19 protein-coding genes are annotated in these 19075 nt (G+C 68.5%); 15 read left to right on the top strand and 4 right to left on the bottom strand.

Annotated elements, in window-relative coordinates:
• Window positions 1-43: 43 nt before the first annotated feature.
• Window positions 44-679, bottom strand: a complete 636-nt coding sequence (locus Q5Z10_RS05835; protein ID WP_303638318.1) for a LysE/ArgO family amino acid transporter — start codon at window positions 677-679, stop codon at window positions 44-46.
• A gap of 138 nt (window positions 680-817) precedes the next feature.
• Here Q5Z10_RS05835 and Q5Z10_RS05830 point away from each other — a divergent pair, with 138 nt between their 5' ends.
• The 5 genes from Q5Z10_RS05830 (at window position 818) to Q5Z10_RS05810 (ending at window position 7247) form a co-directional block, all read left to right on the top strand.
• Window positions 818-1723, top strand: coding sequence for a LysR family transcriptional regulator ArgP (locus tag Q5Z10_RS05830; RefSeq protein WP_303638317.1), 906 nt, complete (start codon window positions 818-820; stop codon window positions 1721-1723).
• Window positions 1724-1790: 67 nt separating this feature from the next.
• A complete protein-coding gene (locus tag Q5Z10_RS05825; RefSeq protein ID WP_303638316.1) occupies window positions 1791-2375 on the top strand; it encodes a hypothetical protein in 585 nt (194 codons plus the stop codon).
• Window positions 2376-2435: 60 nt separating this feature from the next.
• Window positions 2436-2882 carry a GNAT family N-acetyltransferase gene (locus Q5Z10_RS05820; RefSeq protein WP_303638315.1) on the top strand — a complete coding sequence of 149 codons (447 nt, stop codon included), beginning with the start codon at window positions 2436-2438 and terminating at the stop codon, window positions 2880-2882.
• Between the two features lie 224 nt (window positions 2883-3106).
• Entirely contained in the window at window positions 3107-4807 is a 1701-nt protein-coding gene (gene mqo, locus Q5Z10_RS05815; RefSeq protein ID WP_303638314.1) for a malate dehydrogenase (quinone), read from the top strand.
• Between the two features lie 247 nt (window positions 4808-5054).
• Window positions 5055-7247, top strand: a complete 2193-nt coding sequence (locus Q5Z10_RS05810) for a TonB-dependent siderophore receptor (protein ID WP_303638313.1) — start codon at window positions 5055-5057, stop codon at window positions 7245-7247.
• A gap of 115 nt (window positions 7248-7362) precedes the next feature.
• On the opposite strand, the gene Q5Z10_RS05805 is transcribed toward Q5Z10_RS05810, so the two are convergent.
• Window positions 7363-7839 (bottom strand): hypothetical protein, encoded by a 477-nt coding sequence (locus Q5Z10_RS05805; RefSeq protein WP_303638312.1) that lies wholly within the window; start codon window positions 7837-7839, stop codon window positions 7363-7365.
• A 176-nt stretch (window positions 7840-8015) separates the two neighbouring features.
• Here Q5Z10_RS05805 and mdcA point away from each other — a divergent pair, with 176 nt between their 5' ends.
• The 9 genes from mdcA (at window position 8016) to Q5Z10_RS05760 (ending at window position 16245) form a co-directional block, all read left to right on the top strand.
• Window positions 8016-9659, top strand: coding sequence for a malonate decarboxylase subunit alpha (gene mdcA / locus Q5Z10_RS05800; RefSeq protein ID WP_303638311.1), 1644 nt, complete (start codon window positions 8016-8018; stop codon window positions 9657-9659).
• A 10-nt stretch (window positions 9660-9669) separates the two neighbouring features.
• A complete protein-coding gene (gene mdcC / locus Q5Z10_RS05795; RefSeq protein ID WP_303638310.1) occupies window positions 9670-9990 on the top strand; it encodes a malonate decarboxylase acyl carrier protein in 321 nt (106 codons plus the stop codon).
• On the top strand, window positions 9987-10895 hold the full coding sequence (locus Q5Z10_RS05790) for a biotin-independent malonate decarboxylase subunit beta (protein WP_303638309.1): 909 nt from the start codon (window positions 9987-9989) through the stop codon (window positions 10893-10895). The genes mdcC and Q5Z10_RS05790 overlap by 4 nt, the downstream gene beginning before the upstream one ends.
• Window positions 10892-11602 carry a biotin-independent malonate decarboxylase subunit gamma gene (gene mdcE, locus Q5Z10_RS05785; protein ID WP_303638308.1) on the top strand — a complete coding sequence of 237 codons (711 nt, stop codon included), beginning with the start codon at window positions 10892-10894 and terminating at the stop codon, window positions 11600-11602. The genes Q5Z10_RS05790 and mdcE overlap by 4 nt, the downstream gene beginning before the upstream one ends.
• The gene (mdcG, locus tag Q5Z10_RS05780; protein WP_303638307.1) at window positions 11595-12236 is read left to right on the top strand and encodes a malonate decarboxylase holo-[acyl-carrier-protein] synthase; all 642 of its coding nucleotides are present in this window, start codon (window positions 11595-11597) and stop codon (window positions 12234-12236) included. The genes mdcE and mdcG overlap by 8 nt, the downstream gene beginning before the upstream one ends.
• Window positions 12233-13090 carry a triphosphoribosyl-dephospho-CoA synthase MdcB gene (gene mdcB / locus Q5Z10_RS05775; RefSeq protein ID WP_303638306.1) on the top strand — a complete coding sequence of 286 codons (858 nt, stop codon included), beginning with the start codon at window positions 12233-12235 and terminating at the stop codon, window positions 13088-13090. The genes mdcG and mdcB overlap by 4 nt, the downstream gene beginning before the upstream one ends.
• A complete protein-coding gene (gene mdcH, locus Q5Z10_RS05770; RefSeq protein WP_303638305.1) occupies window positions 13087-14007 on the top strand; it encodes a malonate decarboxylase subunit epsilon in 921 nt (306 codons plus the stop codon). The genes mdcB and mdcH overlap by 4 nt, the downstream gene beginning before the upstream one ends.
• A 97-nt stretch (window positions 14008-14104) precedes the next feature.
• Window positions 14105-15472: an SLC13 family permease gene (locus Q5Z10_RS05765; RefSeq protein WP_303638304.1), complete on the top strand. Its 1368-nt coding sequence runs from the start codon at window positions 14105-14107 to the stop codon at window positions 15470-15472.
• Window positions 15473-15525: 53 nt separating this feature from the next.
• Entirely contained in the window at window positions 15526-16245 is a 720-nt protein-coding gene (locus tag Q5Z10_RS05760) for a GntR family transcriptional regulator (protein WP_303638303.1), read from the top strand.
• Between the two features lie 44 nt (window positions 16246-16289).
• Here the strand turns inward: Q5Z10_RS05760 and Q5Z10_RS05755 are convergent, their stop codons facing one another.
• Window positions 16290-16619 carry a hypothetical protein gene (locus tag Q5Z10_RS05755; protein WP_303638302.1) on the bottom strand — a complete coding sequence of 110 codons (330 nt, stop codon included), beginning with the start codon at window positions 16617-16619 and terminating at the stop codon, window positions 16290-16292.
• A gap of 229 nt (window positions 16620-16848) precedes the next feature.
• On the opposite strand from Q5Z10_RS05755, the gene Q5Z10_RS05750 reads away from it, so the two are divergent.
• Entirely contained in the window at window positions 16849-17796 is a 948-nt protein-coding gene (locus Q5Z10_RS05750) for a nucleoside hydrolase (protein ID WP_303638301.1), read from the top strand.
• Between the two features lie 4 nt (window positions 17797-17800).
• Here Q5Z10_RS05750 and Q5Z10_RS05745 read toward each other — a convergent pair whose 3' ends face one another.
• Complete coding sequence (locus Q5Z10_RS05745; RefSeq protein ID WP_303639142.1) at window positions 17801-19075, bottom strand: MFS transporter; 1275 nt, start codon at window positions 19073-19075, stop codon at window positions 17801-17803.

The raw sequence follows: 19075 nt of genomic DNA, 5'->3' as shown, positions 1-19075 counted from the left end.
GGAGAGAGAGTAAGGACGTGGGTTCGGGGGGCGTGCGCCGGGATCAGTGGACCCCGCGCACCGCCAACGTGAGGGCCAGGATGCTGAGGATCACGGCGATGGTGCCGTCCAGCACGCGCCAGGTGCTGGACTTGGTGAACAGCGGTGCCAGCAGGCGTGCGCCCAGGCCCTGCGCGGTGAGCCACAGGCAGCTGGCGGTGACCACGCCGGCAGCGAAGGCCATGCGCGCGTTGCCGAAGTTCTCGGCGATCGAGCCGATCACCATCATGTCCAGCCAGAAGTGCGGGTTGATCAGCGAGAAGCCGACTGCGGCCATCAGCACCGCGCGGCGGCTGCCGTCGTCGCTGTCGGCCTCGCCCATGCCGCCGCCACCGGCGATCGCACGGCGCGCGGACTTCATCGCGTACCAGGCCAGGAACGCCACGCCGGTCCACAGCACGGCGGTGGTCAGCCACGGCAGCGCCGAGGTGAGCGTGCGCAGGCCGGCCACGCTGGCGAAGATGAAGATCGCATCGATGGCCGCACAGGTGGCGACCACCGGCACGATGTGCCTGCGCAGGATGCCCTGGCGCAGGATGAAGGCGCTCTGGGCACCCACCACGGCGAACAGGCCGATGCCGGTGGCTGCACCAGAGAACCAGGCACCGAGGCCGGTGCTGGCGGAGATGACCGAGAACATGGGATTCACTACCTTGTCTTGCCTGGGGGGCGGTGCCTCGCGAAGGCGGACAGCACCGGAACGGGCGCCATTGTCGCGCCGCAACATAGAAAAGACGAGCTAAACTTACTAAACCAACATTAGCGGAGCTTAATCGTCATGCGCATCGACCATGCCCAGCTGCGCGCCCTGGCCGCGGTGATCCGCGAAGGCAGTTTCGATCGCGCCGCGAAGTCGCTCAATGTCACTCCGTCGGCCATCTCGCAGCGGGTCAAGGCACTGGAAGACCGGATCGGACGCCTGCTGGTCAAGCGCGGTACGCCGGCCACCGCCACCGCCGAGGGCCAGCTGCTGGTGCAGCTGGCCGAGCAGACCGCCCTGCTCGAGCACGATGCGCTGCACCGGATGGGCCTGGCCGACGAGGACCTGCCGCAGGCCAGCATTCCGGTGGCGGTGAACCATGACAGCCTGGAGACCTGGTTTCCCCAGGCCGCGCATCAGTTCGCCCAGGGCACCGGCACCACTCTGGATCTGCGCGTGGAAGACCAGGACCACACCGTGGAACTGCTGCGCCAGGGCACCGTGCTGGGCGCGGTGACCACCCTGGACGAGCCGGTGCAGGGCTGCCAGATCCACGCCCTGGGCAGCATCCGCTACGCCGCCACCTGCACCCCGGAATTCCGCGAGCGCCATTTCGCCAAGGGCGTGACCGCCCAGGCGCTGGCCACCGCCCCGGTGCTGGTGTTCAACCGCAAGGACGACATGCAGTCGCGCTTCGCCCGCCGCCTGGCCGGCGATGACCTGCCCAGCACCGCACCGACGTGGTGGATTCCGTCCACCCGTGCCTTCGTGCAGGCCAACCTGGGCGGGCTGGGCTGGACCATGAATCCGCTGCCGCTGGTGAAGCGCCACCTGGACGCCGGCCGTCTGGTCTACGTGCGGCAGCGCGCGTGGGAGGACGTGCCGTTGTACTGGCAGCACTGGAAGGGCGACGTGCAGACCATGTCCCTGCTGACTCGCGCCGTGCTGGACGCCGCCTCGGCGCTGGTGCGGCGCCGGCGCTGAACCGCCCGTATGCATTCCTTCCACAGCGGTCGTGGATCCATTAGCCCATCCAACGAGGGCGCGACCGATGGAGACCGAACCGGTATTCCTGCATATCCGCGTGGTGATGGGGATCATCCTCGGCCTGTCCATCACCACCCTGCTGAAGGGCCTGGCCCAGGTGATCGAGCACCCGCAGCGACGCGGCTGTTCGGCCCTGCACCTGTGCTGGGTGGCGTGGACGCTGGTCTCGCTGGTCACGTTCTGGTGGTGGGAATTCCGCCTGATCGAGGTGCATCGCTGGACCTTCGAGACCTACCTGTTCGTGATCGGTTACTGCGCGACCTGGTTCCTGCTGTGTGCGCTGCTGTTCCCCGACGACCTGCGTGACTACCACAGCTACGGCAACTACCTGATGCAGCGCCGCCGCTGGATCTTCGCGGTGATCGCGGCACTGACCCTGCTGGACCTGGTGGATACCGCGATCAAGGGGGAAAGCCGCTGGCGGCTGCTCGGCCAGGCCTACCCGCTGCACACGGCACTGATGCTGGTGGTGTGCGTGCTGGGCTGGAACCTGCGCACGGCCCGCGCGCAGGTGATCCTGGCCGGGATGGCGCTGGCATACCAGATCGGCTATTTCGCTGCGGAATACTTCACCATTGGCAGCGATTGAGGGCTCATGCCGGGCACGGCCGGGCGCAACCGGTCACTCCCCCTTGCACAAGGAACGTACATGCCGATCCATTACCGCCCTGCGCTTGCCGATGATGCCGCTGCCTGCATCGACCTGCGCGGGCGCACCCGCGAGAACGCCTTCACTGCGGCGCAGCTGGCCGCGCTGGGCATCACCGTGGAGAGCTGGGCCGCAGGCATCGCCGCGGGCGACTTCGTCGGCCGCATCGCCTGGGAGGGCGAGCGCATGGCCGGCTACTGCTTCGCCGACCGTGGCAGTGGCGAGGTGCTGGTGCTGGCGCTGCTGCCGGAGTACGAAGGCCGTGGCATCGGCCGCCAGCTGCTGCAGCAGGTGGTCAGCCTGACCCGCGATGCCGGCCACCGGCGGCTGTTCCTGGCCTGTTCGGCCGACCCGCGGTCGCGCTCGCACGGCTTCTACCGCTACCTGGGGTGGCGACCGACCGGCGCGATCGACGAGGCCGGTGACGAGATTCTTGAGCTGGTCTGATTGAAGGCGTCGCCGGGCATGGCCCGGCGCTACCGGGGCTGCGATCGCCGGGCATGGCCGGCGCGCGGGTGACGGGCTGCGAAACCTCGGATGCTGCGTTGCATCAAATCCAGACCGGAACCGGTTAAAATTGCTGCACGGATGCTGCAAGGCGTTGTTTCTTCACGCTCTTTCGCGTTTCCTCGCGCATCCTGATCCCCTTCCCCGCCAACGATCCCGCCCCCATGAAGAAATTTGGCAAGGCCCTGCTCGCCCTGCTCGTGCTGCTGTTGCTGGCCGCCGCGCTGTTCCTGTACTGGCCGCTGACCAAGCGCTCGGTGCCCGCCGCCAGCAACGACAAGCCCGTCGATGTCGTACTGGTCGGCGCCGGCATCATGAGCATCACCCTGGCCACCTACCTGCAGGAACTGCAGCCGGACTGGAACATCCAGGTCTACGAACGCCTCGACGGTGTTGCCGGTGAAAGCTCGGACGGCTGGAACAATGCCGGCACCGGCCATTCGGCCTTCGCCGAGCTGAACTACACCCCGGAGCTGCCCGACGGCAGCATCGAGACCAAGCGCGCGGTCGGCATCGCCGAATCGTTTGAAGTCTCGCGCCAGTTCTGGTCCCACCAGGTGAAGCAGGGACGGCTGAGCCAGCCCAGCGACTTCATCAATCCGACCCCGCACATGAGCTTTGTCTGGGGTGATGACAACATCGCCTACCTGCACAAGCGCCAGCAGGCGCTGGTCAAGAATCCGCTGTTCTACGGCATGCAGTACTCCGAGGATCCGGCGCAGATCAAGCAGTGGGCACCGCTGCTGATGGAAGGCCGCGACCCGAAGCAGAAGGTCGCCGCGACCTGGATGCCGCTGGGTACCGACGTCAATTTCGGTGTCATCACCCGCCAGCTGACGGCCGGCCTGCAGCGCAGCCCGAATTTCGGCCTGCACCTCAACCATGAAGTGAGTGCGCTGCGGCAGAACCCGGACAAGAGCTGGAACGTGACGGTGAAGGACCTGAAGGCCGGCACCGAAAGCACCACCCATGCCCGCTTCGTGTTCATCGGTGCCGGTGGCGCCGCGCTGAAGCTGCTGCAGATGTCCGGCATCCCGGAGTCGAAGGACTACGCCGGTTTCCCGGTCGGTGGCCAGTTCCTGGCGTTCCAGGGCCAGGACGTGACCTCGCGGCACAGCGTGAAGGCCTACGGCATGGCCGAAACCGGTTCGCCGCCGATGTCGGTGCCGCACCTGGATGCCCGCAAGCTGGACGGCAAGCCGGTGGTGCTGTTCGGACCGTTCGCGCTGTACAGCACCAAGTTCCTCAAGCACGGTTCGTGGTGGGACCTGTATTCGTCGGTCACCCACAACAACGTCGGCCCGATGCTGGAAGTGGGCAAGGACAACCTGGACCTGGTGCAGTACCTGATGGGCCAGGCACGCCTGAACGATGCCGATCGCCAGGCCGAGCTGGTCAAGTACTTCCCCACTGCCAAGCCGGGTGACTGGAAACTGGTGACCGCCGGCCAGCGCGTGCAGATCATCAAGCGCGACCCGCTGAAGGGTGCGGTGCTGCAGTTCGGCACCGAGATCGTGACCGACAAGGACCACACCCTGGCCGCGCTGCTGGGCGCTTCGCCCGGTGCGTCGACCTCGCCGCCGATCATGCTGGACCTGATGGCCAAGGCGTTCCCGGAGCAGATGAAGGCCGGCTGGGAAACCCGCCTGCGCGAGATCGTGCCGTCCTACGGGCGCAAGCTCAACGACAGCGCGGCACTGGTCAATGAGATCCGCACGCTGACCAGCCAGACCCTGCGCCTGCCGTACCTGGAGGTGCCGGTGGACGCCAATGCGGCGGCGCCGGCCCCGGCGGTCATGCCGGCAGCGGTTCCGGCACCGGCCAAGGAAAAGCGCAACGCCAACGAGGAACTGCAGGCGCTGTAAGCCTGCGGCAGCTTCGGTAGTGGCGGACGGCCACCTTCGGGTGGCCGTTCGCGTTTGTGCGGCGCCTGGGCCTGCTGGCTGCCACGAAGCCGCTGGCGAATGATGCGAATTGTAATGGTGTTAAGAATTATTTACATTTACGCCCTGCGCAATGACCGCGCCGCTCCCAGATGGACCTGATGTGCCCGACGCCGCCGCCCGGGTGCTGGACCACTGTTGCCGCCCCCTTCCCGCCCTCGAGCCTTCCATGTCCCTGCCTACCTGTTCGTCTCTGCCCCGCCGTGCACTGCTGCCGGCTGCCCTGCTGTCCTGCCTGACCGTGGCGGCCTCGCCGGCGTTCGCCGAGGCGGCCGCCGATGCGTCCGATGCCAAGACCCTGGACCGGGTCAGCGTGCGCGCCGAACAGTCCGCGCCGCCGTCCAGCACCACCCGCCTGCCGATCACCCTGCAGGAGACGCCGCAGTCGTCGACCGTGATCGGCCTGCAGCGTTTGCGCGACGAATCGCTGTTCAGTCTCAACGACGTGATGCGCAACGTCACCGGCGTCAGCGTGTCCTTCTATGACACCCAGCGCCCGCTGTACTACGCGCGTGGCTTTGCCATCACCGATTTCCAGGTCGATGGCATTCCCACCTACAGCGGCTCGACCAACCAGGAATACGACACCGCCTTCTACGACCGCGTGGAAGTGATCCGCGGTGCCAACGGCCTGCTCAGCGGCGCCGGCGTGCCGTCGGCCACGGTGAACCTGCTGCGCAAGCGTCCGGGCAAGGAGTTCGACGCCTCGTTCTCGGTCAGCGCCGGCAGCTGGGACTACCGCCGCATGGAAGCCGACGTGACCGCACCGCTGACCGCCGACGGCCGCTTCCGCAGCCGCGTGGTCGCCGCCTATACCGATCGTGATTTCTATTACGACCGCTACAAGGAAAACAAGATGGCGGGGATGGCGGTGCTGGAAGGCGATGTGACCGACAGCACCACCGTCACCCTCGGCTACCAGACCCAGGACAACAACCCGATCGGCTCGACCTGGGGCACCGTGCCGTTCTTCGACAGCCAGGGCAACTTCGCGCACCTGCCGCGCTCGACCAACCTGGCGCCGAAGTGGAGCTACTGGCAGCGCGAGACCAGCACGGTGTTCGCCAACCTGGAACAGCGTTTCGGCGAGAACTGGCTGCTGAAGATCAACACCGCCTATACCCGCGGCAACGTGCAGAACATGCGCCTGTACGGTACCGGCAACCCGGACCCGGCAACCGGTGCGGGCATCTACCTGCGTACCGCCGCCGGTGATTCGGAAGACACCCGCCGCAACGTTGATGCCTACCTGACCGGCACCTTCAGCCTGTGGGGCCAGGAGCACGATGTGACCCTGGGTACGCAGTGGTCGGACCTGGAAGGCACGACCAACACCACCACGCTGAATTTCCCGAGCGACTGGGCGCGCTGCGGCAGCGAACGCTGCTACTACATTCCCAACGTCTACACCTGGGACGGCGACATTTCCGAGGTGACCTACACCCGTACCGGTGCGCGCCGCGTGGCCAAGACCACGCAGAGTGGCGTGTACCTGGCCACCCGCCTGCGCCTGGCCGACCCGCTGGCGCTGATTGCCGGCGCGCGCCTGAGCCGCTGGGAAACCCGCACCCGCGCCTACAACGCATCCGGCACCTATACCGGCACCAGCGGTGCCTACAAGGTCAGCGATGAAGTAACCCCGTACGTGGGCCTGGTGTACGACATCACCCCGAACGTTGCGGCCTATGCCAGCTATACCGAGATCTTCAATCCGCAGAACTACAAGGACCGCAACGAGAACCTGCTGGCTCCGGTGCAGGGTTCGAACCTGGAAGCGGGCCTGAAGACGCAGTGGCTGGATGGCCGCCTGACCGCCAATGCGGCGGTCTTCGAAGCCAAGCAGGACAACTACGCCGTGCGTGACATGAGCGTGCCGGATGGCTCCCTGAGCGATGGCAGCTCGGCCTACATCGGCGTCAACGGCACCAAGGCCCGCGGCTGGGAAGTGGACGTCAACGGCGAGATCCTGCCGGGCTGGACGGTCAATGCCGGCTACACCCACGTCAAGGTCACCCGTGCGGCCACCGACCTGCTGTACGCCAACCCGGCCGAAGACCTGCTGCAGCTGAACACCCAGCTGCAGCTGAGCGGCGCACTGGAGCGCCTGAGCGTGGGTGCCGGCGTGCAATGGCAGAGCAAGGTGCAGGGCTACAACATCCCCTACCCGCTGGGCGGCACGGTCACGGTGAACCAGCCGGCCTATGCGCTGGTGCAGTTCAACGCCAACTACCGCATCAGCGACAACTGGACAGCCACGCTGAGCGTGCGCAACGCGCTGGACAAGACCTACTGGGCCAACCTGGACTACAACAACTACGGCGAACCGCGCTTCGTGGCGGCCAGCCTGCGCTGGAAGTTCTGAGGCAGGCACCGGGGTCGGGTCCCTTTCCGCAGGAAAGGGCTCCGACCCCCAGATGTGAGGGGCCCATGGCCTGGAGCCAGACCCCAGGTAGCGCCGGGCCATGCCCGGCGAAGATTCACCGCAGCGAACCGCGAGCGAGCAGGAATCCGCCGCAGTAGGCCAACGTCATGAACGCACTGACGAACAGCCACAGCCAGGTCCACGCAACCGCACGCGGGTAATCGGCGGGAATCAACAGCAACGTGGCGACGCTGGCCACTACTGAAACACCGCCGATCAGCATCCTGCGCTTCAGCCGCAACAGGCGTGCGGCTCGTGCATCGTTGTCCAGTGATGACAATGTCTGCTGGACCTGATCGACACGCGCACGCTCGCGCACCTCATCATGGCGGGCCAGCAGACGGCGGGCATTGAACCCGGCGATGCCTGCGAACAGCACCGGCAGGCCCCAGGCCCACAGCACGGGTGGCTCGCCGCTGATCGTCTGGCCAACCAGCAGAACCAGCGCATACAGCGCCAGCAGGCCAAAGGCGAATGTGCGCACCAGCCGGCGCGTGCGTGCCATGCCGGCAGCCAGGTTCCCAATATCCATGCGTGTGTCCCCCTGTGGACGGCCGGTCGGTGCCGGTGAAGAAGACCGAGCGTACAGGGGACGAGGGAAAGATGAATACGGCTGGCGGTCGACGCGCCCGGGTTTGCTGCACTGCGAGTTGCAGCCGGCGCCGTAATTATGGCGTAATTACGTCAACACCACGCGGAAGCCGGTCGATGAACCCGAGCTGGGATACGTTGGAACGCAGCCGCCAGGCTCGCCTGGAACGGGCCGCGCCCTGGGCCCGCGGCCGCGAAGTGGCCGCCGCCGACATCGGCGAACTGCTGCACGCGCTGCTGGAGCCGGGCGACAAGGTCTGCCTGGAGGGCAACAACCAGAAGCAGGCCGACTTCCTCGCCCAGGCCCTGGCCGACCTGGATCCCGCGCGGGTGCACGACCTGCACATGGTGCAGTCGGTGCTGTCGCTGCCCTCGCACCTGGATGTGTTCGAACGCGGCATCGCCTCGAAGCTGGATTTCTCCTTCTCCGGGCCGCAGTCAGTGCGGCTGGCCAACCTGGTGGCCGAAGGCCGCATCCAGATCGGCGCGATCCATACCTACCTGGAACTGTTCGGCCGCTACTTCATCGACCTCACCCCGCGCGTGGCGCTGGTGGCCGCGCAGGCCGCCGACCGCCACGGCAACCTCTACACCGGCCCGAACACCGAAGACACCCCGGTGATCGTCGAGGCCACCGCCTTCGGTGGCGGCATCGTGATCGCCCAGGTCAACGAAATCGTCGACACCCTCCCCCGCGTCGACATCCCCGCCGACTGGGTCAACTTCGTGGTGCAGGCACCGCGCCCCAACCACATCGAACCGCTGTTCACCCGCGACCCGGCGCAGATCTCCGAGATCCAGGTGCTGATGGCGATGATGGCCATCAAGGGCATCTACGCCGAGTACGGCGTCAACCGCCTCAACCACGGCATCGGCTTCGACACCGCAGCGATCGAACTACTGCTGCCGACCTACGCCGAATCACTGGGGCTGAAGGGCAGGATCTGCCAGCACTGGGCGCTGAACCCGCACCCGGCGCTGATTCCCGCCATCGAATCGGGCTTCGTGAAATCGGTGCATTCGTTCGGTTCGGAACTGGGCATGGAGCAGTACATCGCCGCGCGCGGCGATGTGTTCTTCACCGGTGCGGACGGCTCGATGCGCTCCAACCGCGCGTTCTCACAGACCGCCGGCCTGTATGCCTGCGACATGTTCATCGGCTCCACGCTGCAGATCGATCTGCAGGGCAACAGCTCCACCGCAACCCGCGACCGCATCGCCGGCTTCGGCGGCGCGCCCAACATGGGCTCCGATGCCCGCGGCCGCCGCCATGCCAGCGACGCCTGGATCAAGGCCGGCCAGCAGGCCGCGCGCCCGGGCGAGATGCCGCGCGGACGCAAGCTGGTGGTGCAGATGGTGGAAACCTTCCGCGAACACATGGCCCCGGCCTTCGTCGAGCGCCTGGATGCGTGGGCGCTGGCCGAGCGCGCCGGCATGCCCTTGCCGCCGGTGATGATCTACGGCGATGACGTCAGCCACGTGCTGACCGAAGAAGGCATTGCCAACCTGCTGCTGTGCCGCACGCCGGAAGAGCGCGAGCAGGCGATCCGCGGCGTGTCCGGCTACACCGCCGTCGGCCTCGGGCGCGACCGCGCCATGGTGGAGAACCTGCGCGACCGCGGCGTGATCCGGCGTCCGCAGGATCTGGGCATCAACGTGCGCGACGCCAGCCGCGATCTGCTGGCCGCACGTTCGGTGAAGGACCTGGTGCGCTGGTCGGGCGGCCTGTATGACCCACCCAAGCGCTTCCGCAACTGGTAAGGGGCAGACCATGGAAACCCTCGAGTATCGATTCGACGGCAGTACCCCGGTGCACTTCCCGCGCGATGCGGTGCTGGTCGGTGTGCTGGCCTCGGGCAATCTGGAAATCCTGCTGGAACCCGCTGCGCTGGACGGGGCGATGGCGGTGCGCATCGTCACCGCCGCACGCGGCTTCGGTGCGGTGTGGCAGGCGGTGATCGCCGACTTCGCCCAGCGCCATCCGCTGCGCGATGTACAGGTGTCGATCAACGACGCCGGCGCCACCCCGGCGGTGGTCAGCCTGCGTCTGGACCAGGCCGTGGAAACGCTGCGTGCGGAGGGCCCGCGATGAGGCCCGCCCAGCGCCACAGCTACTACGAAGCCGACGCCCGCGAGCGCATCGCCGGGCTGGTCGACGCAGGTTCGTTCCGCGAACTGCTTGGCCCGGCGCGGCGGATGATGAGCCCGCACCTGGCCCAGCTGGACCAGCCGGCCGCGTTTGACGATGGCATCGTCGTCGGCGAGGCCACGCTGCACGGCAAGCGCGTGCTGCTGGCCGCGCAGCAGGGGCAGTTCATGGGCGGCGGCGTGGGCGAGGTGCATGGCGCCAAGCTGGCCGGGCTGCTGCGCCGCGCGGCGCTCACCCGGCCCGACGGCGTGCTGCTGCTGCTCGATACCGGCGGCGTGCGCCTGCATGAAGCCAACGCCGGGCTGATCGCCATTTCCGAGATCATGCGCGCCACGCTGGATGCGCGCGCGGCCGGCGTGCCGGTGGTCGCCCTGATCGGCAGCGGCAACGGCGCGTTCGGTGGCATGGGCATCGTCGCCCGCTGCTGCACCACGGTGATCATGTCCGAAGAGGGGCGGCTGTCGCTGTCCGGCCCGGAGGTGATCGAGACCGTGCGCGGTGTGGAGGAATTCGACGCGCGCGACCGCGCACTGGTGTGGCGGATCACCGGCGGCAAGCACCGCTACCTGATCGACCAGGCGCAGGTGCTGGTGCCCGATGCCATCAGCGCGTTCGCGCAGGCCGCGTTCGACGCGCTGCAGGCCGACACCGCCAGCAGCGACACCGAGGCGGCACTGGCCGTGCTGCAGGCCCGGCATGCCGCGCTCAAGGCGCGGGTGGATGCGTGGGGTGACTGCAACGACGGACTGCAGATCTGGGCACGCCAGGGCATTGCCGACCCCGAGCGCCTGCCGCTGCTGGATACCGATGTCTTCCTTGCCGCCACTGCGGACCGGAGCCTGCCATGACCCTCTCGCTGGATTCCCTGCTGGATGCGCTGTTCCCGCGTGGACACGCGATCACGGTGAAGGATTCGGTGCTTTCCGGCAGCGCCACCACCGACGATGGCGAGGTGACCGTGATCGGCACCACCGACCGGATCGAAGTGGGCGTGGATCACGCGCTGGCGCTGGCCGACAGCGTGCTGGCCAGCACCGCCGCACATCCCCAGCGGCCGATCGTGATGCTGGTCGACACCGCCGGCCAGCGGCTGGCGCGCCGCGATGAACTGCTGGGCATCAATGGCTACTTCGCGCATCTGGCACAGACCCTGGACCTGGCGCGCCGCCGCGGCGCCCGCCTGCTGGCGCTGGTGTACGGCGAGTCGGTCAGCGGCGGCTTCCTGTCATTCGGATTGATGGCCGATCACATCCACGCCCTGCCCGATGCACAGGTACGGGTGATGGACCTGCGCGCGATGGCGCGGGTGACCAAGCAGCCGCTGGAGAAGCTGCAGGCGCTCAGCCAGAGCTCGCCGGTGTTCGCGCCAGGCGTGGCCAACTATGTCGCGATGGGTGCGGTTGAATCGCTGTGGGACGGCGACCTGGCCCAGCACCTGCTGCAGGCGCTGCGCACGCCCAGCACGGGCGATCTGCGGGCGGCACGCGGCGCACAGCGTGGCGGCCGTGCGCTGGCTGCGGATGTCTGCACGGCAGTGGCCCACGGCGATGCCTGACCGGCCCGCCCGCCACACGCTGGTCTGGCTGTCGGCCAACGCCGACTGGCGGGCCGACGTGGCTGCGCACGAACCGCGCCTGGCGGCGTGGTTCGCGCAGGGGCTGCCCGCCATGGTGGCGCGCCGCGCGGTGGATGATCCCGACCCGCGACTGCGGCTGGGCGTGCCGCTGCCGCCCAGCGAAGGCAAACAGCGCCTGGCGCTGCGGGTTGCGCTGCAGGATGTGCAATGCCAGCAGCCGCCACCGACGCTGGACGCGGTGCTCGCCAGCGGCGTTGCCAGCGATTGGCAGGCCGCGTTGCACGCGCTCGCGCGGATTGCACCGGCCCGCGTCTTCGGCGCTTTCGCCTGGCAGCACCTCATTGGCCTGCCCTATGTGCATGCAGCGTCGGACATCGATCTGTTGTGGCCGGTGGCCGGCGCTGCGCAGGCAGATGCACTGGTCACGCGCCTGCGGGGCTGGGAGCGCGAGCACGGCCGCCGGGTGGACGGCGAACTGTGCCTGGCCGACGGTGGCGCGGTGAACTGGCGCGAATACGCCGGTGACACGCGCCAGGTGCTGGTCAAACGCCTGCACGGCGCTGCACTGGAAGCCCGCGAGCGCCTCTTCGTCGCCACCGGAGTGGCCGCATGAATGCCCGCGCGCAGGCTGCCCTGCCGGTTGCACACCGCGTCGACAGCGCGCGCCTGGGTCGCCTGGCCATCGCCAGCCTGCATGCCGAACTGGCCTGCGCCCCCAAGCCGGGCCTGGTCACCCCGTTCGATACCGGCAGCCATGACGACATGGATGCCGCTACCTTCCTGCGCAGCCTGTTCGCGCTGCGCCACTACTTCACTGCGGTCGCACACGCCGGTGCCGCCGACGCAGCGTTCGCCGAGCTGCGCGCGCATGGGCTTGCCGCCGAAGCGGCAATGCTGCGCGCGACCGGCGGCATCAACACCCATCGTGGCGCGATCTTCAGCCTGGGCCTGCTGGTCGCCGCCGCCGCGCGCTGCCGCCACCCGCAGGGCCACGCCGCGCCCGCCGCACAGGTCTGCGTGGTCGTGCAGCACTGGGCCGATGACTTCACCAGCGCACCGCTGGATGCACGCAGCCCCGGTCAGCGTGCACGCCTGCGGCATGGCGTACCGGGCGTGCGCGAACAGGCCGCCGCCGGTTACCCCGTGCTGCGCGAGCTGGCCGTGCCGACCCTGCGCCATGCCTTGGACAACGGCCTGTCGCGTGATGCGGCGCTGTGCCAGACCCTGATGCAGCTGGTTGCACAGGTGGATGACCTGAACCTGCTGCACCGTGGCGGCGCCGACGGGCTGGCCTGGGCCCAGCAGCAGGCCCGCCGCTTCCTCGATGCGGGCGGTGCCTTCGCACCCGGTTGGGAAGCACGGCTGCGCAGCATCGGCGATGGCTTCGTCGCGCGTCGCCTGAGCCCGGGCGGCAGTGCCGACCTGCTGGCCTGCAGCTGGTTCCTGCTGCAGCAGGAGGGCACATGAGCCTTGCCCTGCTCTGCCCCGGGCAAGGTGCGCAGCATGCGGCGATGTTCGATCGCGTGCGCGCAGTGCCTGGCGCACACGATGTCCTGGATGCCGCCAGCACGGCAATGGGCCGCGACGTGTTCGCAGCCGCCGCCGATGCAGCACGCTTCGACAATGCGCTGGCACAACCGCTGCTGTGCGCGGCAACGCTGGCGCACTGGCAGGCGCTGCGTGATGCCCTGCCCGCACCCACGGTGGTGGCCGGGTACAGCATCGGCGAGCTGGCCGCACATGCGGTTGCCGGCAGCATCGATGCACGCACCTGTTTGGACCTTGCCGCGCAGCGCGCGCGGCTGATGGATGCCGCCAGCCCTGCCGATGCGGGCATGCAGGCGGTGCTGGGGCTGCAGCGCCATACCCTGCAGCCGCTTTGTGATGCACACGGTGCGCATGTGGCCATCGCCAACGGCCAGGATCACTTCATCGTCGGCGGCCTGCAGGCATCCCTGCAGGCGGTGGCCGATGCCGCACGCGCGCTGGGGGCGGAGGTCCGCCCGCTGCCGGTCCATGTGCCGGCGCATACCCCGCTGCTGCGCTCTGCCGTCGCAGCGTTCGCCGCAGCGCTCGATGCCTCGCCACTGCAGGCGCCACGCCTGCCGCTGCTGGCCGGCATCGATGCGCGGCCGGTACGTGACCGCGCGACGGCGGTGCACACGGTGTCGGCGCAGCTGGCGCAGACCATCGAATGGGCACAGGTGGTGCGCCAGGCCTTCGAGCGCGGCGCGCGGGTGTTCCTGCAGCTGGGCCCGGGCACCGCGCTGGCGCGCATGGTCGCGCCGTCCTACCCGTGCTGCGAGGTGCGCGCGGTGGAAGAGTTCCAGAGCCTGGAAGGCGCGGCGGCGTGGGTCCGCAGCGCGCTGGAACGGCTGCAGTAACGGGTTCGAGCAGTACGCAACACGCAGTACGTCGCCTTACCCCGGGATGGCGGGCCTCCATCCGAGCTGTACGCGAGTCACGTGTCTGGGAGGGCGCATGAGTCCACAAATCGCAACGATCATCGGTCTGGTGATCATGTTCATCGTCGCCACCGCGATGCCGATCAACATGGGTGCCGTCGCCTTCGCGCTGGCCTTCATCATCGGCGGGCTGTGGGTCGACATGGGGGGCAAGGAGGTCCTGGCCGGCTTCCCCGGCGATCTGTTCCTGACCCTGGTGGGCATCACCTACCTGTTCGCCATCGCGCAGAAGAACGGCACCATCGATCTGCTGGTGCACTGGGCGGTGAAGGCGGTTCGTGGCCACATCGTGGCCATTCCGTGGGTGATGTTCGTGATCACCGCCGTGCTGACCGCGTTCGGCGCCCTCGGCCCGGCCGCAGTGGCGATCATCGGCCCGGTCGCGCTGCGGTTTGCCAAGCAGTACCAGATCAATCCGCTGATGATGGGGTTGCTGGTGATCCACGGTGCCCAGGCCGGTGGCTTCTCGCCGATCAGCGTGTACGGCAGCATCACCAACGGCGTGGTGCAGAAGGCGGGACTGGAAGTGACCGAGATGGCGGTGTTCCTGACCAGCCTGGGCTTCAACCTGATGATGGCGGTGATCTGCTTCTTCGCCTTCGGCGGCATCGCGCTGCTGCGTCGCGGTTCGATCACCGCCACGGCGGCCATCGGCAACGCGGATCTGGCGCTGGCCGGTGGTCCGCAGGCATCCTCGCGGCAGTTCGCGATCGAAGGCCAAGGCGCGCTGGTGGCTGCTGGCGGCGGCACGCTGTCCAATGATCCGGTGGCGCTGGACGCGGTGCAGCTGACCCGTGAGCGGTTGTTCACCCTGGTCGGCCTGCTCGGGCTGGGCGTCGCTGCACTGATCTACAACCTCAATGTCGGCCTGGTCTCGATCACCGTGGCGGTGGTGCTCGCGCTGCTGTCGCCGCAGAGCCAGAAGGGCGCGGTGGACGGCATCAGCTGGTCGACGGTGCTGCTGATCTGCGGCGTGGTCACCTACATCGGCGTGCTGGAACATGCCGGCGCGGTCGACTTCATCGGCCACGGCGTGTCCAGCATCGGCATTCCACTGCTGGGGGCACTGCTGGTCTGCTACGTGGGTGGCATCGTGTCCGCCTTCGCGTCGTCTGCGGCCGTGCTCGGTGCGACGATTCCGCTGGCGGTGCCGTTCCTCATGCAGGGGCACCTGGGCGCGGCCGGGGTGATCTGCGCGCTGGCGGTATCGTCGACGATCGTCGACGTCAGTCCGTTCTCGACCAACGGTGCACTGGTGGTGGCCTCGGCCGCGAAGGAAGAGCGCGAAACGCTGTTCCGCCGCTTCCTGGTCTACAGCGGTCTGGTGGTGGTGTTCGGACCGCTGCTGGCCTGGCTGGTGTTCGTGGTTCCGGGCTGGATGTAACGGGCGCGGGGGTGCCGGCCGCGGCCGGCACTGCCTGGCGTTACACTCTGCGCATGGCCATCGCTCCTGCTCCGCGTTCACCAAAGAAGCGTGCCCCTCTGTACGAAGAGGTGGCCGAGCATGTGCGCGAGCGGATCTACGACTATCGCCTGCCGCCGGGTGAATGGATCGACGAACCAGCGCTGTGCGAGGCGCTGGGCATCAGCCGCACGCCATTGCGCGAGGCGTTGAAGCTGCTTGCCGCCGAAGGCCTGGTGCAGATCGATGCCGGCCGGGGCGCACGGGTCACCCGGCTCACTCTGGAAGACCTCAACCAGCTGTTCCCGGTGATGGCGATGCTGGAGGGCCGCTGCGCGCATGAAGCAGTCAAGCACATCGACGAAGCCGGCGTGCAACATCTGGAAATGCTGCATGCGGCGATGGAAGTGGCCGCCGCCGACGGCAACATCGCCGAGTACTATCGCAACAACTACCTCATCCACGAGACCGTGCAGCACTACGCCGGCAACCCGTGGCTGATCCGCATCACCCACGACCTGCACCGCATCCTGAAGATGCATCGGGGCCGCCAGTTGCTGACGCCGGGACGCACCGCGCAGTCGCTGGCCGAGCACCGCGAACTGATGGAGTGCTTCCGCCGCCGCGATGCAACGGGCGCCGAACGCACCATGGAGCGGCACCTGCTCAGCCAGGGCCAGGCGCTGGCCGCGTATGTGGCAGCCGGTGGCCTGCTGAACGTGCCGGCACCGCTGCCGACCGAAGGCGGACGCTGAGGTCATCCGGGTGCCGGCCAGCCGCCGGCACGCCGCCCATGGCCTCAATCGCCGCCGCTGCCACCATCGCCACCGCCGCCACTGTCGCTGCCGCACTCGGCGCCGCCGTAGCTGTGCGGGCTGGTGCTGTCGCTGGCATGGCTGCCGGAGGCGTCGTACGGTCCCCCGCCGGCGCCATCGGCGCGCCCGGGCGAGCCATCGGCGGTGGCCATCGCCATGCACAGGATCGCGCCGACCAGCGGCAGCAGCCACACCACCAGCAGCTGCCCGGCGCGGCTGCTGACGGGCAGGTCGTCGCGGCCCACCACCACGAACGTCGCTACCAGGTTCAGGCCCAGCACCAGGGCAATCAGGACGAGGGTCACGGCCAGCATGGCGCAGCTCCTTGCAAGGGATGTCGGGTCCTGGGAGGCACGCCGGCGGCGGCCCCATCCGGCCACCGGCCGCTGACCTGCGGCCTGCGCCCCTCCCGTGGGTATCGACGATACCACCGGTGCGCCGGTTCGCCCTGCCTGTCATGAAGATGGGACAATGTGGGGTGCGCCGGCCCGCGATCACCGCCGCCGGCCCCCCTGTACCACACGGAAGAAGAAGAACAACAACATGCTGAAAGTCATTTTCGATACCGACCCGGGCGTCGACGACGCCCTGGCCCTGCTGTACCTGCACAAGCACCCGCAGATCGACCTGATCGCGGTGACCACCACCTTCGGCAACGCGTCGGTGGATTCGACCACCCACAATGCGCTGTACCTGAAGCAGGCCTGGGGCCTGCACGCTCCGGTCGCACGTGGCGCCGCAGGCCCGCTGCAGCCGGACGCCACGCCGGAAGCCTGGCCGGTGCACATCCACGGCCACAACGGTCTGGGCAACCACCCGGTGCCCGGGACCCTGGAGGTGAGCGCCGATGCGCGACCGGCCCACCAGATGATCATCGACCTGGTCCGCGCCCATCCGGGCGAAGTGACCCTGGTTGCGGTCGGCCGCATGACCAACCTGGCACTGGCCCTGCAGCAGGCCCCGGATATCGCCGGGCTGGTGCGCGGCGTGGTGCTGATGGGCGGCGCCTTCCACGTCAACGGCAACATCACCCCGGCCGCCGAAGCCAACATCTGGGGCGATGCGGAAGCGGCCGACATCGTGTTCACCGCCCGCTGGCCGGTGACCGCGATCGGCCTGGACGTGACCACCCGCGTGGAAATGAACCGCGATGGCCTGGACACGCTGGCCGCGGTCGGCGGCGCCGACGCCGAGCTGGTGCGTGCGCTGTCGCAGGACTACGTCGACTTCTACCTGCAGGCCGGCCACAAGGGCATGGTGGTGCACGACTGCTGCGCCTGCATCGCGCTGACCCGGCCGGAGCTGTTCCAGTTCGAGCGCGCCAGCGTGCGCGTGGCCACCGACGGCGTTGCCCGCGGCATGACCATTCCCAAGCCGGAAGGCATGGGCTTCGGCCCCAGCGTGTGGGATGGCCACGTGCTGCAGTCGATCGCCATCGGCGTCGATGCGGCCGCGGTACTGGCCGACATCGAGCAGACCCTGACGGTCTGAACCCTCAGCGCCCGCCCCGGTCACCGGGGCGGGTACGCAGTACGGTTTCCGGCAGTGTCCACAGCACCGGCAGCACCAGTACCGCCACCAGCGCGATCATCGCGCCCGGCGCCGCTGCCCAGCCGCTGCGCTGCACCCACCATTGCGCCAGCCAGGGCGTGGCCCCGCCGAACAACGCGGTGGCCATCGTGACCCCCAGGGCCAGCCCACTGACCCGGCCTTCGCCCGGGAACTGCTCTGCCGTGGCCGGGGCCGCCACCGCGCTGATGCCACCGGCCACGCAGGCCAGCACCACCGCCGCCAGCGCGATACCCAGCGGCGCGGCATCGGCCATCCAGGCGAACATCGACAATGGCAGCAGCGCCGCCAATGCGGTGAGCCACAGCAACAGGGGCCGCCGCCCGAAACGGTCGGACAACGCACCGCACAGCGGCGTGATCACGATCACCGCCACCGCGGCCAGCGTCGACAGCCACAGCGCATCGCCCTCGTCATGCCCCTGCGCATGCAGGAACGCCGGCACATAGGTGATGCCCACGTAGTAGGTGATCGAGCCGAGCGCCGAGATCGCAAAGGTGCGCGCCACGGCGCCAGGATGATTGCGCAGCACGTGGCGCAGCGGCGTCGCCGGAATGCTGCCCTCGCGACGCTGACGCTCGAACTCGGGCGATTCGTGCATGCCTGAGCGCGCGATGAGAATCACCAGCGCCAGCGCGGCGCCGACGAAGAACGGAATGCGCCAGCCCCAGCCATCGAGCTGCGCGGGCGTCAGCATCGCAACCGTCACTGCAGAAATCGCCACCGCCAGCAGCGCGCCCACTTCACTGGCCGCCGAGGCCAGCGAGGTCACCAGGCCGCGCCGCCGGGCCGGCGCGCTTTCCAGCAGGTAGGCGACCACGCCGGTGTATTCGCCGCCCACCGAGAACGCCATCACGCAGCGCAGCACCAGCAGCAGCACGCCGGCCGTGGTGCCCGCCGTCGCCGCGGTCGGCAGCAGCGCGGTGGCCAGCATCGCCGCCGCCATCAGCGCCATCGAGGCCAGCAGCATCCAGCGCCGGCCGAGGCGATCACCGAGGTGGCCGAAGCACAGCGCGCCGAGCGGGCGCATCAGATAGGACACCGCGAAGCCCGCGAGCGTGACCAGCATCGCTTGCTCGCCGCCACCGAAGAACACCCGCGACAACACGGTGGCGAAGTACAGGTACAGGGTGAAGTCGTACCACTCCACCACGGTGGACAGGCCCGCTACCCACATCGAGCGCTGCCGCGCCGCCGTCAT

Origin of the sequence: Stenotrophomonas sp. 704A1 (assembly GCF_030549525.1) — a bacterium.
GTDB lineage: Bacteria > Pseudomonadota > Gammaproteobacteria > Xanthomonadales > Xanthomonadaceae > Stenotrophomonas > Stenotrophomonas tuberculopleuritidis.
The sequence above is the reverse complement of the archived record's forward strand: the minus strand, read 5'-3'. Positions and strand labels throughout refer to the sequence as shown.

What these genes read in the sequence shown, in the direction of transcription:
- mdcE (WP_303638308.1), top strand. Translation starts at nt 10,892, where the DNA reads ATGACCCTCTCGCTGGATTCCCTGCTGGATGCGCTGTTCCCGCGTGGA.
- Q5Z10_RS05810 (WP_303638313.1), top strand. Translation starts at nt 5,055, where the DNA reads ATGTCCCTGCCTACCTGTTCGTCTCTGCCCCGCCGTGCACTGCTGCCG.
- Q5Z10_RS05755 (WP_303638302.1), bottom strand. Translation starts at nt 16,619, where the DNA reads ATGCTGGCCGTGACCCTCGTCCTGATTGCCCTGGTGCTGGGCCTGAAC.
- mqo (WP_303638314.1), top strand. Translation starts at nt 3,107, where the DNA reads ATGAAGAAATTTGGCAAGGCCCTGCTCGCCCTGCTCGTGCTGCTGTTG.
- Q5Z10_RS05765 (WP_303638304.1), top strand. Translation starts at nt 14,105, where the DNA reads ATGAGTCCACAAATCGCAACGATCATCGGTCTGGTGATCATGTTCATC.
- Q5Z10_RS05820 (WP_303638315.1), top strand. Translation starts at nt 2,436, where the DNA reads ATGCCGATCCATTACCGCCCTGCGCTTGCCGATGATGCCGCTGCCTGC.
- Q5Z10_RS05805 (WP_303638312.1), bottom strand. Translation starts at nt 7,839, where the DNA reads ATGGATATTGGGAACCTGGCTGCCGGCATGGCACGCACGCGCCGGCTG.
- mdcA (WP_303638311.1), top strand. Translation starts at nt 8,016, where the DNA reads ATGAACCCGAGCTGGGATACGTTGGAACGCAGCCGCCAGGCTCGCCTG.
- mdcG (WP_303638307.1), top strand. Translation starts at nt 11,595, where the DNA reads ATGCCTGACCGGCCCGCCCGCCACACGCTGGTCTGGCTGTCGGCCAAC.
- Q5Z10_RS05750 (WP_303638301.1), top strand. Translation starts at nt 16,849, where the DNA reads ATGCTGAAAGTCATTTTCGATACCGACCCGGGCGTCGACGACGCCCTG.
- mdcH (WP_303638305.1), top strand. Translation starts at nt 13,087, where the DNA reads ATGAGCCTTGCCCTGCTCTGCCCCGGGCAAGGTGCGCAGCATGCGGCG.
- Q5Z10_RS05830 (WP_303638317.1), top strand. Translation starts at nt 818, where the DNA reads ATGCGCATCGACCATGCCCAGCTGCGCGCCCTGGCCGCGGTGATCCGC.
- mdcC (WP_303638310.1), top strand. Translation starts at nt 9,670, where the DNA reads ATGGAAACCCTCGAGTATCGATTCGACGGCAGTACCCCGGTGCACTTC.
- Q5Z10_RS05760 (WP_303638303.1), top strand. Translation starts at nt 15,526, where the DNA reads ATGGCCATCGCTCCTGCTCCGCGTTCACCAAAGAAGCGTGCCCCTCTG.
- mdcB (WP_303638306.1), top strand. Translation starts at nt 12,233, where the DNA reads ATGAATGCCCGCGCGCAGGCTGCCCTGCCGGTTGCACACCGCGTCGAC.
- Q5Z10_RS05745 (WP_303639142.1), bottom strand. Translation starts at nt 19,075, where the DNA reads ATGACGGCGGCGCGGCAGCGCTCGATGTGGGTAGCGGGCCTGTCCACC.
- Q5Z10_RS05825 (WP_303638316.1), top strand. Translation starts at nt 1,791, where the DNA reads ATGGAGACCGAACCGGTATTCCTGCATATCCGCGTGGTGATGGGGATC.
- Q5Z10_RS05835 (WP_303638318.1), bottom strand. Translation starts at nt 679, where the DNA reads ATGTTCTCGGTCATCTCCGCCAGCACCGGCCTCGGTGCCTGGTTCTCT.
- Q5Z10_RS05790 (WP_303638309.1), top strand. Translation starts at nt 9,987, where the DNA reads ATGAGGCCCGCCCAGCGCCACAGCTACTACGAAGCCGACGCCCGCGAG.